Origin of the sequence: Clostridium sp. AF20-7 (assembly GCF_003479275.1) — a bacterium.
Classification (GTDB): Bacteria; Bacillota; Clostridia; order Lachnospirales; family Lachnospiraceae; genus Otoolea; species Otoolea fessa.
This window is the reverse complement of sequence record NZ_QUGF01000008.1, coordinates 102,448-117,241: the sequence shown is the minus strand read 5'-3', so window position 1 is coordinate 117,241 and position 14,794 is coordinate 102,448. Positions and strand designations below refer to the sequence as shown.

Sequence of the window (14,794 nt, the reverse complement as noted above, 5' to 3'; positions counted from 1 at the left end):
ATGGAAAGTGTAATAAAGATAGATAGGAGAAACGATGCGTTCAGTATCAGAAGCAAACAGACAAAAACAGGAAAAAAAACAAAGAAACCTGGCGCAGGCAGGCAGACAGGTGCGGATCGCAGGCGCATTTCTGCTTCTGATTATGCTGCTGCTCCTGTCGCTTATCTGGAGTGTCTGTTCAGGCAGTGTATCGGTTCCGATCATGGAATTTTTACAGGAACTGCGGGAGCCTAAGCTGCGTGGAATGGCGTGGACGATCATCTGGGAGATCCGTCTGCCGCGCGCGCTGGCGGCGCTGATCCTTGGCGGGGCGCTGGCACTGTCAGGGTATCTGTTACAGACCTTTTTCCACAATCCGATCGCGGGTCCCTTTGTGCTGGGAATTTCTTCTGGTTCAAAGCTTTTGGTAGCACTTGTGATGGTCGGATTTCTGGAATGGAATATTACGATCAATTCGGGGATGCTGGTGGCAGCGGCATTTGCCGGAGCGCTTCTCTCTATGCTGTTTGTGCTCCTGGTCGCGCGGAAAATGGAACAGATGGCAATGCTGATCGTCGGGGGCGTGATGATCGGCTATATTTGCTCGGCAATCACGGATTTTGTTGTGACCTTCGCCAGCGATGCGGATATTGTCAACCTGCATAACTGGTCGCGCGGAAGTTTTTCTGGTATGACCTGGGAAAATGTGGCAGTCATGGCGGGCGTGACCTTTGTCTCAGCGGCAGCGGTGTTTCTGTTATCCAAACCGATCGGCGCATACCAGATGGGGGAGACGTATGCGAAAAGCATGGGAGTCAATGTCGCACATCTGCGTTTCTTTATGGTGATTTTGTCCAGCATCTTATCTGGTTGCGTAGCGGCATTTGCCGGTCCGGTTTCCTTTGTTGGAATCGCGGTTCCGCATCTGATCCGCTGGCTGTTTGCCGATACAAGACCGCTGGTGCTGATTCCGGGCTGTTTCCTGGGCGGAAGCGTGTTCTGCCTGTTCAGCGACTGGCTGGCGCGGACGGTCTTTGCCCCGACGGAATTGAGCATCAGCACGGTAACAGCTGTCTTCGGTGCGCCGGTCGTGATTTTTGTGATGATGCGGAAACATCGAAAGAGCACCTGAAGCATAGAGCAGCGGAGGAGAAAATACCATGAATCCAGAAAATGAGGAGAAGATCTACTTTTATACAGAGGACTTACAGGTTGGATACGGTGGAAAACAGATCTTAAATCCAGTCCGGATCGGGATAAAGAAGGGTGAGATCCTGACTTTAGTCGGACCGAATGGAGCCGGAAAATCGACCATTTTAAAGAGTGTCGCCGCGCAGCTTCCCCCTCTGGGAGGCGCGGTTTACCTGGACGGCGCGGACCTTCTGGGAATGAAGGGAACGGAGCGCGCACGGAGGATGGCGGTCATGTTTACGGAAAAGGTTCATGCAGAGTGGATGACCTGCCGGGATGTTGTGGCAGCCGGGCGTTATCCGTACACGGGGCGGTTTGGTGTCCTCTCGGAGGAGGACTGGAAGGCAGTTGATGAGGCGATGGAGGCAGTGCAGGTATCAGAGCTTCGGGAGCGGGACTTCCAGACGCTCAGCGACGGTCAGCGGCAGCGGGTGATGCTGGCGCGGGCGCTCTGTCAGGAGCCGGAACTGCTGCTTCTCGATGAGCCGACTTCCTATCTGGATATCCGTTATAAGCTGAAATTTATGTCGGTCTTGCAGGAGCTGGCGCGCCGCAAGAAGGTGGCAGTCATTTTATCCATTCATGAACTTGATCTGGCGGAGCGCGTCTCTGACTGGGTGCTGTGCGTCAGCCCGGGGCAGGAAAGCCGGTTTGGACGCCCGGAAGAGATGCTGACTCCAGAACATCTTTCCGAGCTTTTCCAGGTCGAGGAAGGGCGCTTCCGTCAGACAGGCGGCAGTATGGAGCTTCCGCGTCCGGAGGGGGCACCAGAGGTGTTTGTGCTGGCAGGAGGAGGAAGCGGGCGCGCTGTCTTCTGGCAGCTTCAGAGAGCTGGAACCACGTTTGCGGCAGGGATCGTATCGGAAGCCGACTTAGATTATCCGGCGGCTTGTACATTGGCGTCCAGATTGATTGCAGTCCCCGCATTTGAAGAAATATCAGAGGAAAAGGAACAAGAAGCCAGAGAATGTCTGGATGCGTGCCAGTGCGTGATTGCGTGCCGCAGGCAGTATGGGGGCTGGGCGGCGGCGAACGACCGGTTGCTGGCGTATGCCAGGGAAAAAGGAAAAAAGATTGAATATCACAACCTTCCGCTTCATAAAATGCAGTAAATCAAAGCATTTTGCCGCGTGGCTGCGTGCAGGGGAGCGGGAGGTTTTTTATTTGATGAAAAGTAAGAAAAGCAGGAAAAAATGGCTTCTAAGCCTTATGGTTGTGATGGGAATCTTTCTGGCGGGGGTCTATGCGGTTGCATGCGGCGGTGAAAAACAGGCAGAAAAATTGCGGGATCTGGAATTTGCCGTCATAGGTCCCGATGAGACGCCGCAGGAGCTGGCGCAGATCATAGAAGAAAAGAAGAACGATTCCTTCCGCCTGACTTACACAAGCGGAAATGACCTCTACATAGCTGCCGGGTACGGCAAGCAGGAGACCGGCGGTTACAGCATTACGGTTCCGGAGTTGTACCTGACGGACAATTCGATCATCGTCAAGACCGAGTTAAAAGGACCGGAGAGAAGCGAGCCGACCGGGGAAGAGCCGTCGTATCCGTATATTGTGCTGCGGACGGAACTGCTGGAGGAACCAGTGGTATTCCAGTAGTTTCCTATGAAACAAAAAAACAGGAACCGGCGAGAGTATCATCCGGTTCCTGTCTTTATGCAGTTTCTGCAGAACGATTTCCGCAGGATTTCCTATATGAGTATAAGACTGGTTTCCTGATTACAGGGAAAGAGCCTCTTTTACCTTGGAAATGATGTGAAGTCCGATGTCTCTGGAAGCATCTACGGACTGAGCGCCGATGTGCGGGGAAACGATGAAGTTGTCGCACTCGAACAGCGGGCTTGCGAATGTATCATCACCTGTCAGACCGCTGCCAGCCAGCTCGTTCTCCATAACGTCTGCTGCGTAGCCGCCGATCTTGCCAGCTTTCAGAGCCTCGTACATGTCTTTCTCGTTTACGATACCACCACGGCTCATGTTCAGAACAACTGCATCATCCTTCATCTCAGCGATGGACTTAGCGTTGAACAGATCCTTTGTCTCTGGTGTCAGCGGTACGTGGATAGATACGAAATCAGCTACCTTTAACATCTCGTCTACGGACATGCCAGTTGCATGCTCTTTCTCGAAATCTTCCGGTTTCAGGAATGGATCGTAAGCAACGACAGTCATACCAAATGCACGACCAAGTTCGCCGACTCTCTTACCGATACGACCGAAGCCCATAACACCCAGAGTCTTGCCGCGAAGCTCACGACCTTCGAATTTATATTTGTTCCACTCGTGTTTTACTTTTACATCGTAGTTAGCTGTGAAAGTACCACGGGAGATATCTAACATCTTGGAAATGGTCAGCTCTGCAACTGCGTTAGCGTTTAAGCCCGGTGCGTTGAAGATCTGGATTCCTTTGGATTTTGCATAGTCCATATCAATGTGGTTCAGACCAACGGAGCAAACGCCGATAACCTTCAGGTTCTTAGCAGCGTCGATGATTTCCTGATCGATCTTCGGATCTACACGCATGATCAGAACGTCTACGTCACCGATTTCAGCTAATAACTGATCCTTGGTGGACGGCAGATTCTCTGCAGTTTTAACTTCCATGTATTTGCTGAGTTCTTCAGCAATACCAGCGTATACTTTGTCAATGATAAGACACTTCATAGTTTAATTTCCTCCGCTCTTATTTTGTAAAATGTACCTATATGCAAGTATACCTAAAATCTGCTGTCCAGTCAAGTCATTTTGCCGTACCAAACAGAAACTCGTATTCGATTTTTTGTATAACACTTATAAGTAAATGCTGGATGAAAAGGGGTTTTTGTAGAAAATGCCGCGGGAGCGATTTATAAATTGTATTTTGAGATAGGGCAGACTATAATAAAGGTACGATGCAGTTCAAAGTCCGGTTCCGGACGGCATTCGATGATTCTGCCCGCAAAGAGGGCATCTGTGATTCACAGAAATATTCGGGTATTTATGAAATTTCATAATGCATTTTTTGTTTCAGGGGAAACTGCGTCCTATGAAACAAAAAAATAGCAGTCATATGATTGAGCAGTGCTGAATATAAGTATCATATCGTTACTGTTCACAGGTAGGCACTTTTGGAACCGAAAGTGCCGTAAGAAAACGTGGTGGTAGCGGGAATTTGCCGTATTTAAATGCGAAGCCACGGCAAATTCCGTTACTGGGCACATATGCGTGAACAGTAACATCATATCGGCATTTAGAAAACATGGCATCTTATATCTTGAATGATATGTGTGTGTGATGCGGTATTTTATGCTGATTTAAACTCAGCACAGAAAATTTCAGGTTACTGTTCATTTAATGCGAAGCCACGGCAAATTCCGTTACAGGGCACGTATGCGTGAACAATAACAATTTTAGAAAGGACGGAGAAGGTTGAGAGAGGAGTACGGAAATTTAGAACGTGCTTACGAAAGAATGCGGTTCGGCTGGCAGGAGACATTTGCCGGGGAATGGCAGAAAGGGAGAATGTATGGGGAAAAGAGAAGACAGAAGATATGGCTGGAGGCTGGCAGTGCTGACATTTGTGCTGCTGTGCCTGCAGGGCACCGGCGGACAGGCTTACGCACAGGAAGATAAGGCGGGAGAACGGCGGATCCGTTATTCTTCTTCCTATTTGAAAGAGGCTGAGATACCAGAAGCGCCGGAAGAATATCTGGAAGAGGGGGAAATTACCTACCGGCTTGTGGGGACAGAGATAGAGGCGGTGCCGGTGCGCGGCAGAACGCGGGAGGTTTCGGGGGAGATGGTCTATCCATCCGTGACGCGGGAACAGGAGATCCCGGCGAGAGCGCCGATGGAAGTGGAGGATCGGGAGAGCCGGAAGACGGTATCGGTTATGCTGGATCTGAAAAGAACCTCTTATGAGAACGAACACTGGCAGGATGGATTTGAGATTTCGGTCGTATTTCACGAATACGGGGCGGATACATACCAGCTGGGTGGGGCTGTCGTGATGCATGATGAGAAAGTGCCGCCATTGGAGGCGTGCAGAGAAGAACTGCTTGCAAGTGTGGGGCTATCGGAGGATGATGTGCAGATTGAGTCCGCAAGCTGGGAGGGAGATGCCTATCAGGATGAGGCTGGCATCTGGTGCCGCAATGCGGCGGTACAGGCAAAACGCCGCGTATGGGACTGCCGGGCAGTGTACGGGGGAACGGTCAGACTTCCGGCATATGAGCGTTACCGGAGGCGGATGGAGTATGAAAAAGCGGAACTGGATGTGGAAGAGATGACAGAAATAGAAGCGGATCCGGGAACTCTGGTGGAAACAGAGACTGCGCCGGTGGAAAACCTCCCGCTTCCGTTCTGGAGACGGTGGATTCACTACGGACTGACGATCAGTGTAAGTCTGTTGCTGCTTTTACTGGCATGGCTTGGATTTCGGCAGCTGCGGCGGATGGCGCGTGAAAAAAACGAACGGTAGGTTATGTGGGCGCAGTTGATAAAAGGAAAAAAGTGCCGTATACTAGAAAACTGGTAAGCTGGCGGTTATGGTTCGTGTAAAAAAATTTTGAAATCAGAGGCACGGCGTGAGGATATGCCAGCAGCCAGAATCGGGGATCAGACCAGAAAGAAGAGGGAAAACGGCGTGACAAGAGATGTTGTATTTAAAATGGAACGTCCGGGACTGGTAGAAGTCGGACAGACAGTAGAGGTGACGGAGTCGGTGACGCCGTTTAATGTCAATTATATGATTGAACCGGCGGTGGCGATGTCGGGGCTTTTTAAGCTGAATGACCGGATTCCCGCCGATCACGGCGTGGTAAAGGCGATCGAGGAAAATGACCGCGGTTACTATGTGACGGTTACGTTTGAGTATGAATAAAAGGACAGAAAGGGAAAAAGATGGCAGGAAAAATACCGAACGATCCGATTATGTGCCTGAGTTTTGTGAACACACAGCTCAGAGATTTTTACCCGGATTTAGATGAATTATGCAGTGCGTTTGATACAGAACGGTCGGAGCTTGAGAAGAAGCTGCAGGCGGTGGGATATACCTATGACAGAGAAAAGAACCAGTTCCGCTAGGGCACGGTCAGGCTTTACGCTGGCAGAGCTGCTGATCGTGACCGGGATTGTGGCGATTCTCGTTGCAGTTTCGATCCCGATCATGTCCGGACAGGTACAGAAAGCGAAGGAAGTGCGGGCGAAAGCCGAGGCGAGGATTCTATGCATGGCGCTCTGGATGTATCTACATGATTTGGATGAACAGGACATTCATCCGGAAAGCTGGGAGCTGATGATGGATCTGGGTGGTTCTTTCCGGGATCTGGGAGAAAATCCGCTGGAAAACTATCTGGATGGAGAGATTTCTGAGGATGTGTCTATCTACAGCGTGTATTACAGCGATACACTGGAAAGCTATGAGGGAATCTTGTGCGAGATAGGTGGAATCGAGGTGGAAGCGCTGATCAGCGGAAAGACGGAGATTGTGAATCCATAAAAAATAGAGAGGCAGGTTACTGTTCACAGGTAGGCACTTTGGGAACCGAAAGTGCCGTAAGAAAACGTGGTGGCAGCAGGAATTTGCCGTATTTAAATGCGAAGCCACGGCAAATTCCGATACTGGGCACGTATGCGTGAACAGTAACAGAGGCAGGATGTCTTACAAGGAAAGTCTTGTAAAACCCTGCTTCTTTCTATATAATGAGACAGTAAAGCAGTCTGTCTGGAAATGAAAATAGCAGGATAAAAACCAGACGGTTTCGGACAGATACAAGAGAAAAGAGAGGTATCAGTATGTTTCGCGCGATAAAGATAGTAGGAACGATCGTCAGCTTCCTTGTTGGTTCCATCGGCACATTGCACCGTATGGATAAACAGGGACAGGTAGATCCGGTCGCAGTGGAGGAAGAAAGCACCCAGATGGTGCGTAATATTTTTGAAAAACTGCTCAAAATGGCAGGTGTGACGGTAGAGGTGCGCGGATATGAAAATATTCCGCAGGATCGCCCGGTGCTCTATGTGGGAAACCACCGGAGCTATTTTGATATCCTGGTTGGCTATACGACGGTTCCGGGACTGATGGGATTTGTGGCAAAGAAAGAGATGGAGAAGATTCCGCTCTTGTCAAAATGGATGCTCAATGTCAACTGTCTGTTTTTAGATCGGAATAATATAAAAGAAGGTTTAAAAACGATTCTGGCGGGGATCGAGAAGGTGCGCCGCGGCGTTTCTGTCTGGATTTTTCCGGAGGGAACCCGCAATAAAAATGAACAGCTTTCAGATCTGCTTCCATTTAAAGAGGGAAGCTTGAAGATTGCAGAGAAAGCTGGCTGTCCGGTTGTTCCAGTGGCGATCAAGGGAACAGCGGAGGTCTTTGAGAAGCATATTCCGCTTATTTGTCCAAGCCATGTCGTGATTGAGTTCGGCGAGCCGTTTATCGTGAAAGAGCTGGATCCGGAGAACCGGAAGTTTGTCGGCGCATATACGAGAGAAAAGATCGCAGGGATGCTTTCAGAGATGGAAAAGGAGAACAGCTAAGAGATGGATTTGCTGGAGATAAGAGGGCGTCTGGACCAGATTGACACCCAGATAGAAAAGTTATTTGAGGAGAGAATGCGCCTTTGCAGCGAGGTGGCAGAGTATAAGATCGCGACCGGAAAGGCGGTTTACGACGCCGAGCGTGAGAAACAGAAGATCGAGTCAGTTCAGGCGATGGCGGAGAGCGAGTTCAACAAGCAGGCGGTTGCCGAACTGTTTTTGCAGATGATGACGCTGAGCCGCCGGTATCAGTATCAGACCATTGCAGGGCGCGTCGGCGGTCCGGATCTGGGCTTCCATAAGGTGGAGAAGCTTGAAACAGCCGGAAAACGCGTGGTGTTCCAGGGATTAGAGGGTGCTTACGGTCATGCGGCGGCGCTGCAGTTCTTTGGAAAAGACGAGGATATCCATCATGTACGCCGGTTTGAGGATATGATGGTGGAGATTCAGGAGGGAAAAGCTGATTTTGCGGTGCTTCCGATTGAAAATTCTTCCGCCGGTGCCGTGACGGACAACTATGATCTGCTTTTAAAATACGACAATGTGATCGTGGCGGAGACATTTCTGCCGGTACACCACTACCTGCTTGGCACACCGGACGCGGAACTTTCCGATGTGAAGCGTGTTTTTGCCCATCCGCAGGCGTTGATGCAGAGCAGCGACTTCTTAAACCAGCACGACTGGCAGCAGCTCAGCATGGAAAATAATGCTGTGGCGGCACAGAAGGTACGCGATGAGAAAGATCCGTCACAGGCGGCAGTCGCAGGTGAGGTGGCAGGTGAGATTTACAGGCTCAAAAAGCTGGCAGGTCCGATCAACAACTGTCCGGACAATACGACCCGTTTCCTGATTTTGGCGAAGGATCGCGTCTATCAGGCGGGCGCAGAGAAAATCAGCCTCTGTTTCGAGCTGCCGCACCGCAGCGGTACGCTGTACAGTATGCTCGGCAATTTTATTTTCAATGACGTCAATATGCGTATGATCGAGTCCCGCCCGATCCCGGAGGAGAGTTGGCAGTACCGCTTCTTCGTGGACATCGAGGGAAACCTGGAGGACGCCGGTGTGCAGAATGCACTGTACGGAATCATGCGCGAAGCGAAAAATGTAAAAATATTAGGAAATTACTAGACTCTTTAGCTTAGGACAAGACAGAATGGGGTGCTGTCCACGGGCAGGCATTTTTGAGACTGAAAGTGCCGTAAAAGAATGTGATGGCAACCGGAAAGGCAGAATGATGGAAGAAAAAAGGAAAAATACGATGATTTTATATCGCAACCTGCGGTATCAGCAGTTATTTGACGATATGTGCAGCCTCTTAAAACCAGAGGAAGGCGAGGCACGCCCGGATGCATATGCATGCGCGAGTCAGCTCATCGATCTGGCAGTGACCTATGGATTCCGCGGAAACCTGTGGCATTGTTTCCTGGCGTTCTGCATGGCAAACAATGAAAATGCCTACAGCACATCCTGCGAGATCATCGGACCGGTCGGCGGCAGCTTGAGCGAGCTTGCACGTCACGATTTTGCACAGGTCAGAGAGCTTTTTTCCCTGGATATTGCCTGTCTGGACGAGACTGAGAACGGCATCTGGTCGGAGATGAAGCATTACGAAAATGCGCTGGAAAACAGCAAGGCGTTCAACCACCGCATCCGCGATCGGATCGTTGAATTATCGGTTTCCCTGGAGAATGCGGAGAGTGATCAGGAATTTCAGGATATCGTGACCGAATTTTATAAAGAATTTGGTGTCGGCAAGTTTGGTCTTAACAAAGCATTCCATATTATCATGGATGAGGAGGCAAAGCAGGTCGATATCGAGCCGATCACGCGCGTGGAACATATCGAGCTGAGCGATCTGGTCGGCTATGAGCTGCAGAAAGCCAAGCTGATTGAGAATACCGAGGCATTTATCGAGGGGCGCGCGGCAAACAACTGCCTGCTTTTCGGTGACAGCGGTACTGGTAAATCATCCAGTATCAAGGCGATCTTAAATCAGTATTATGACCGCGGACTCCGCATGATCGAGGTGTACAAGCACCAGTTTCGCGGACTGTCAGATGTCCTGGAGCAGATCAAAGACCGCAACTACAAATTTATCATTTATATGGACGATCTTTCCTTTGAGGAATATGAGCTGGAATATAAATATCTGAAAGCAATCATAGAGGGTGGTCTCGGCATTAAGCCGCAGAATGTCCTGATCTATGCGACATCGAACCGCCGTCACTTAATCCGCGAGAAATTCAGCGATAAGCGCGAGCTGGACGACGATCTGCACTCCAACGATACGGTGCAGGAAAAACTGTCCCTGGTTGCGCGTTTTGGCGTCACGATCTACTACGGCTCACCGGACAAGAAAGAGTTCCAGAACATCGTCCGCGTACTGGCAGATAAATACCATATCCATATGCCGGAGGAAGATCTGCTTCTGGAAGCCAACAAGTGGGAGTTAAGCCACGGCGGGCTGTCCGGACGTACTGCCACCCAGTTTATTGCAAACTTACGCAGCAAGCTGAAAGGAGAGATCAAGTAATATGACCGTTAAAACCTTTGCCGCTATTGATGTGGGTTCCTTCGAACTGGAGCTGGGAATTTTCGAGATTTCTGCTTCCGCCGGAATCCGCGAGATTGATCATGTGCGCCATGCGCTGGCGCTTGGCAAAGACACGTACAATGACGGACGTTTGAGCCACGAGATCGTGGAGGAAATGTGCGAGGTCCTGAATAAGTTCCGGGAAGTGATGAAAACATACCGGGTATCGGATTACCGGGCATTTGCGAGCAGTGCGCTTCGGGAGGCGCGGAACAGCCAGATGGTACTGGACCGGATTCTGGTGCGTACCGGACTCCGGGTCCGCACGATGAACAACTCGGAGCTGCGTTTTAAGAGTTATAAAGCTGTTGCAGCCAGGGAGGAAGAATTCCAGCGCACCGTGAAAAATGGCGCGGCGCTGATGGATGTCGGATTCGGAAGCACCCAGATCTCCCTCTTTGATGAGGAGGTACTGGTATCGACGCAGAACCTTCTGCTCGGCGTGCTGCGTTTAAGCGAAATGTCAGCACACTGGCGCGTCGATTACCGGAAGATCCCGGCGATCATCGACGAGCTGGTAGAAAATGAATTATACACATTCCGGAAGATATTTTTAAAAGAGCATCAGATCGAGACGCTGATTGCAACCGGCGAGACAATGAATTATATGATCAGCCGCGGCATGCATGAAAAAGGCGGGGCGCGGTTCACGGCAAAGGAATTTGGCGTGTTCTGCGAGAAGCTGATCGGAATGTCCTCGGAGGAGATTCAGGAGCGCTATGAGCTGCCGCAGGATTACGCAGAAGTGTTGATTCCAAGTGCGATTCTCTACCGGAAGATATTAGACATGACGGGTGCTTCCTATATCTGGGCACCGGGGACGACACTCTGCGATGGTATCGCGGCAGAGTACGCGCAGGAAAACCGTCTGGTCCGCTTCCATCATGATTTTGAGGCAGATATTCTCTCAACGGCGCGCCAGATGGCGAAGCGCTACCGCTGCCACGGCGCACATGTGCGCGAGGTAGAGCGGTCGGCGGAGATGATCTTTGATGCAACGAAAAAATACCATGGTCTGGGAGCGCGGGAACGGCTGCTTTTAAAGATCGCAGCGACCCTGCATGACTGCGGCAAGTTTGTCAGCATCACGCGCGGTTCGGAAAGCTCGTACCAGATCATCATGGATACGGAGATTATCGGAATTTCCCATCTGGAGCGCGAGGTTGTAGCCAATATCGTGCGCTACAACATTCAGGAATATGCCTACGATGAGGTCATCCTGGAGTCGGATCTGTCCCAGTATGCGGGGCTTGGAACCTCCCGGAGAGAGCTGACGATCCTGATTGCGAAGCTGACGGCAATTTTGCGTCTGGCCAATTCGATGGACCGCAGCCACCGCCAGAAGCTGAGCGACAGCCGCATCGCTGTGCGGAACGGCAGTCTGGTGATTACGACGGACTGTCCGGAGAGTATCGTGCTGGAGCAGTATTCATTTGACCAGAAGGCAGATTTCTTTGAGGAAGTCTTTGGAATACGGCCTGTACTCAGGCAGAAAAGAGGGGTATAAGGATGTCGGATGCAGTGTTGAAATACGGAGAACCTGAAAATTATGTAAACCGTGAACTGAGCTGGCTGGAATTTAACTACCGGATTCTGGGTGAGGCGCGCGATAAGACGACCCCACTGTTTGAACGCCTGAAATTTTTAAGCATCACGGCGTCGAATCTGGATGAGTTTTTCATGGTCCGCGTGGCATCCCTCAAGGACATGGTTCACGCCAATTATACGAAGCGGGATATTGCGGGTATGACGGCACAGGAACAGCTGGATGCGATTGATGGAAAAACGCATGAGCTGGTCGAGAATCAGTACCGGACCTACAACCGGATGCTCCTGCCGCTCTTAAAACAGCACGGTCTGCGCGTGGTCACCGAGCATGAGAAGCTGACGAAGGAAGAAGCGGTGTACGTTGATCGGTATTTTGAGGAATCGGTCTACCCGGTCCTCACGCCGATGGCGGTTGATTCCTCCCGCCCGTTCCCGCTTATTCACAATAAATCGTTAAATATCGCCGCGCTGGTTCGCAAGAAAAAGGGAGACGGCGAGCTGGAATTTGCGATGGTCTGCGTGCCGGGCGGGCTTCCACGCGTGGTGGAGCTGCCGTGCCAGGAGGGCAAATCGATCATTTATCTGGAAGAAGTCATCGAGCGGAACATCGACAAATTGTTCTTAAATTATGATATTATCAGCTGCCATCCGTTCCGTGTCATGCGAAATGCCGATCTGAGCATCGACGAGGATGAGGCGGAGGATTTGCTCAAGGAGATCGAGCAGAAGCTCAAGAAACGCCAGTGGGGCGAGGTTATTCGCCTGGATATCGAGAAAAAGGCGGACAAGCGCCTCTTAGACATCCTCAAAAAGGAGCTGCACGTCGGCGGGCACGCGATCTATGAGATTGACGGACCGCTTGATCTGACCGTTCTCATGAAGGTGTTCGGTCTGCCGGGCTTTGACGAATTTAAGACACCGCCGTACACGCCGCAGCCGGTTCCGGCGCTGATGAATGAGGATGATATTTTTGCCAATATCCGCAAAGGCGATATATTGCTGACCCACCCGTTTGAGACCTTTGAGCCGGTCGTCAATTTTATCAAGAAAGCTGCCCGCGACCCGGAGGTGCTGGCGATCAAGCAGACACTCTACCGTGTCAGCGGTAACTCCCCGATTATCGCGGCGCTTGCTGAAGCGGCGGACAATGGAAAACAGGTGTCGGTCTTGGTTGAGCTGAAAGCCCGTTTTGACGAGGAAAACAATATTCTCTGGGCGAAGATGCTGGAAAAAGCCGGCTGCCACGTTATCTACGGCCTGCTGGGGCTGAAAACACACAGTAAGATCACGCTGGTAGTGCGCCGCGAGGAAGAGGGCATCCGCCGCTACGTCCATCTGGGAACTGGAAATTACAACGATTCGACGGCAAAACTTTACACCGACTGCGGTCTTTTAACCTGTGATCCGCTGATCGGTGAGGATGCGACTGCAGTCTTTAACATGCTGTCGGGTTATTCGGAGCCGCTTGGCTGGAACAAGCTGTCGCTGGCGCCGCTGTGGCTGCGCGGACGTTTTCTGCGCCTGATCCAGCGGGAAACGCGCAACGCCCGCGAAGGTATTCCAGCGCGGATCGTGGCAAAGATGAACTCCCTGTGCGACCGTGAGATCATTGCGAGTCTTTACGAGGCGTCCAATGCGGGGGTAAAAATACAACTCATCGTCCGCGGCATCTGCTGTCTGCGCGCCGGGATTCCGGGATTAAGCGAGAATATAACGGTCTGCTCGATCGTTGGAAATTTCCTTGAACACAGCCGTATTTTCTACTTCGAGAACGATGGTGAACCGCAGATTTTCATGGGAAGTGCCGACTGGATGCCGCGAAACCTCGACCGTCGTGTGGAGATTCTCTTCCCGGTTGAGGATGAGAAGCTGAAAGCACGCATCTGTCACATCTTAGAGGTACAGCTTGCCGACAATGTCAAGGCGCAGTACCTGAGACCGGACGGAACCTACGCTAAACGCAACCGCCGCGGCAAAGAGCCGGTCTGCGCGCAGGATACCTTCTGTGCGGAGGCAGTGCAGGCGGCGAAGGAGGCTGGAAAAAAGCAGGACCCGGCGGCGATGAGGGTGTTTATTCCGCTGGAACAATAAAGAAATTGCAGTTCGCAGATAAGCAAAATTCTCCAAAAATGTAATAAATTTTTAAAGCATAAATCCTCCCCATATGGTAAACTGGAAACAGGTATATTCGTCTGGTATTTCGCATAGAGATACCGGGAACCTGCATTACATATGAGGGAGGTTTTTTTATGTCTGAAATACACGTTCTGGTGGTGGATGATGAGAAAGAGATTGCCGATCTGGTGGAGATTTATCTGGTCAGTGATGGTTATAAAGTATATAAGGCATCCAATGCGTTAGAGGGATTGGAGATTCTGGAGAAGGAGACGATTCATCTGGTGCTTCTCGATATCATGATGCCGGGGATGGATGGTCTGGAGATGTGCCGCAAGATCCGGGAGACGAACAATATCCCGATCATCATGCTGAGCGCGCGCTCAGCGGATCTGGATAAGATTCTGGGACTGGGAACCGGCGCGGATGATTACGTGACGAAACCATTTAACCCGCTGGAGCTGACGGCGCGCGTCAAATCACAGCTTCGCCGCTATACGCAGTTAAATCCGCAGAGCGGTGCAGGAAACCAGGTTAAAAATGAGATCTCGATCAAGGGACTCACGATCAACAAAGATAATCATAAAGTGACGGTGTACGGCGAGGAGATCAAGCTGACGCCGATCGAATTTGACATTCTGTATCTGCTGGCATCCAATCCGGGGCGGGTCTTCAGCACCGATGAAATCTTTGAGAAGGTGTGGAATGAGAAAGTCTACGAGGCAAATAACACGGTTATGGTACATATCAGACGGCTTCGCGGCAAGATGAAGGAGGACACCCGACAGAACAAGATCATTACAACGGTCTGGGGGGTAGGATACAAAATTGAAAAATAAAAAAGAT

Annotated in this window: 14 protein-coding genes; 13 read left to right on the top strand and 1 reads right to left on the bottom strand. The window is 50.9% G+C overall.

Going from position 1 to position 14,794, the window contains the following annotated elements:
• Positions 1-34 precede the first annotated feature (34 nt).
• From DWX68_RS09980 to DWX68_RS09970, 3 genes are read left to right on the top strand one after another with little or no spacing between them, the layout of a single operon-like run.
• A complete protein-coding gene (locus DWX68_RS09980) occupies positions 35-1,111 on the top strand; it encodes an iron ABC transporter permease (protein ID WP_181357239.1) in 1,077 nt (358 codons plus the stop codon).
• A gap of 28 nt (positions 1,112-1,139) precedes the next feature.
• The gene (locus DWX68_RS09975) at positions 1,140-2,282 is read left to right on the top strand and encodes an ABC transporter ATP-binding protein (RefSeq protein WP_118629295.1); all 1,143 of its coding nucleotides are present in this window, start codon (positions 1,140-1,142) and stop codon (positions 2,280-2,282) included.
• A 55-nt stretch (positions 2,283-2,337) separates the two neighbouring features.
• Complete coding sequence (locus DWX68_RS09970) at positions 2,338-2,772, top strand: protease complex subunit PrcB family protein (RefSeq protein WP_107001425.1); 435 nt, start codon at positions 2,338-2,340, stop codon at positions 2,770-2,772.
• A 120-nt stretch (positions 2,773-2,892) separates the two neighbouring features.
• Here DWX68_RS09970 and DWX68_RS09965 read toward each other — a convergent pair whose 3' ends face one another.
• Positions 2,893-3,837, bottom strand: coding sequence for a D-2-hydroxyacid dehydrogenase (locus DWX68_RS09965; protein ID WP_022360306.1), 945 nt, complete (start codon positions 3,835-3,837; stop codon positions 2,893-2,895).
• 841 nt (positions 3,838-4,678) lie between these two features.
• Between DWX68_RS09965 and DWX68_RS09960 the strand changes: the two genes are divergently transcribed.
• From DWX68_RS09960 to DWX68_RS09915, 10 genes are all read left to right on the top strand, one after another.
• Complete coding sequence (locus DWX68_RS09960; RefSeq protein WP_118629283.1) at positions 4,679-5,632, top strand: hypothetical protein; 954 nt, start codon at positions 4,679-4,681, stop codon at positions 5,630-5,632.
• Positions 5,633-5,719: 87 nt separating this feature from the next.
• Positions 5,720-6,034, top strand: a complete 315-nt coding sequence (locus DWX68_RS09955) for a hypothetical protein (RefSeq protein ID WP_333491325.1) — start codon at positions 5,720-5,722, stop codon at positions 6,032-6,034.
• A gap of 20 nt (positions 6,035-6,054) precedes the next feature.
• Positions 6,055-6,237, top strand: a complete 183-nt coding sequence (locus DWX68_RS09950) for a DUF4250 domain-containing protein (RefSeq protein ID WP_022360303.1) — start codon at positions 6,055-6,057, stop codon at positions 6,235-6,237.
• The gene (locus tag DWX68_RS09945; RefSeq protein WP_118472612.1) at positions 6,209-6,652 is read left to right on the top strand and encodes a type II secretion system protein; all 444 of its coding nucleotides are present in this window, start codon (positions 6,209-6,211) and stop codon (positions 6,650-6,652) included. The genes DWX68_RS09950 and DWX68_RS09945 overlap by 29 nt, the downstream gene beginning before the upstream one ends.
• Before the next feature lie 296 nt (positions 6,653-6,948).
• Positions 6,949-7,692 (top strand): lysophospholipid acyltransferase family protein, encoded by a 744-nt coding sequence (locus DWX68_RS09940; protein ID WP_117796051.1) that lies wholly within the window; start codon positions 6,949-6,951, stop codon positions 7,690-7,692.
• 3 nt (positions 7,693-7,695) lie between these two features.
• The gene (locus DWX68_RS09935) at positions 7,696-8,820 is read left to right on the top strand and encodes a bifunctional chorismate mutase/prephenate dehydratase (protein WP_118629281.1); all 1,125 of its coding nucleotides are present in this window, start codon (positions 7,696-7,698) and stop codon (positions 8,818-8,820) included.
• A 106-nt stretch (positions 8,821-8,926) separates the two neighbouring features.
• A complete protein-coding gene (locus DWX68_RS09930) occupies positions 8,927-10,225 on the top strand; it encodes an ATP-binding protein (protein ID WP_182432171.1) in 1,299 nt (432 codons plus the stop codon).
• A 1-nt stretch (position 10,226) separates the two neighbouring features.
• Complete coding sequence (locus tag DWX68_RS09925; protein WP_117796049.1) at positions 10,227-11,792, top strand: HD domain-containing protein; 1,566 nt, start codon at positions 10,227-10,229, stop codon at positions 11,790-11,792.
• 2 nt (positions 11,793-11,794) lie between these two features.
• A complete protein-coding gene (locus DWX68_RS09920; protein ID WP_117796048.1) occupies positions 11,795-13,924 on the top strand; it encodes an RNA degradosome polyphosphate kinase in 2,130 nt (709 codons plus the stop codon).
• A 158-nt stretch (positions 13,925-14,082) separates the two neighbouring features.
• On the top strand, positions 14,083-14,787 hold the full coding sequence (locus DWX68_RS09915; RefSeq protein WP_022360295.1) for a response regulator transcription factor: 705 nt from the start codon (positions 14,083-14,085) through the stop codon (positions 14,785-14,787).
• The last annotated feature ends 7 nt before the right edge of the window (positions 14,788-14,794 follow it).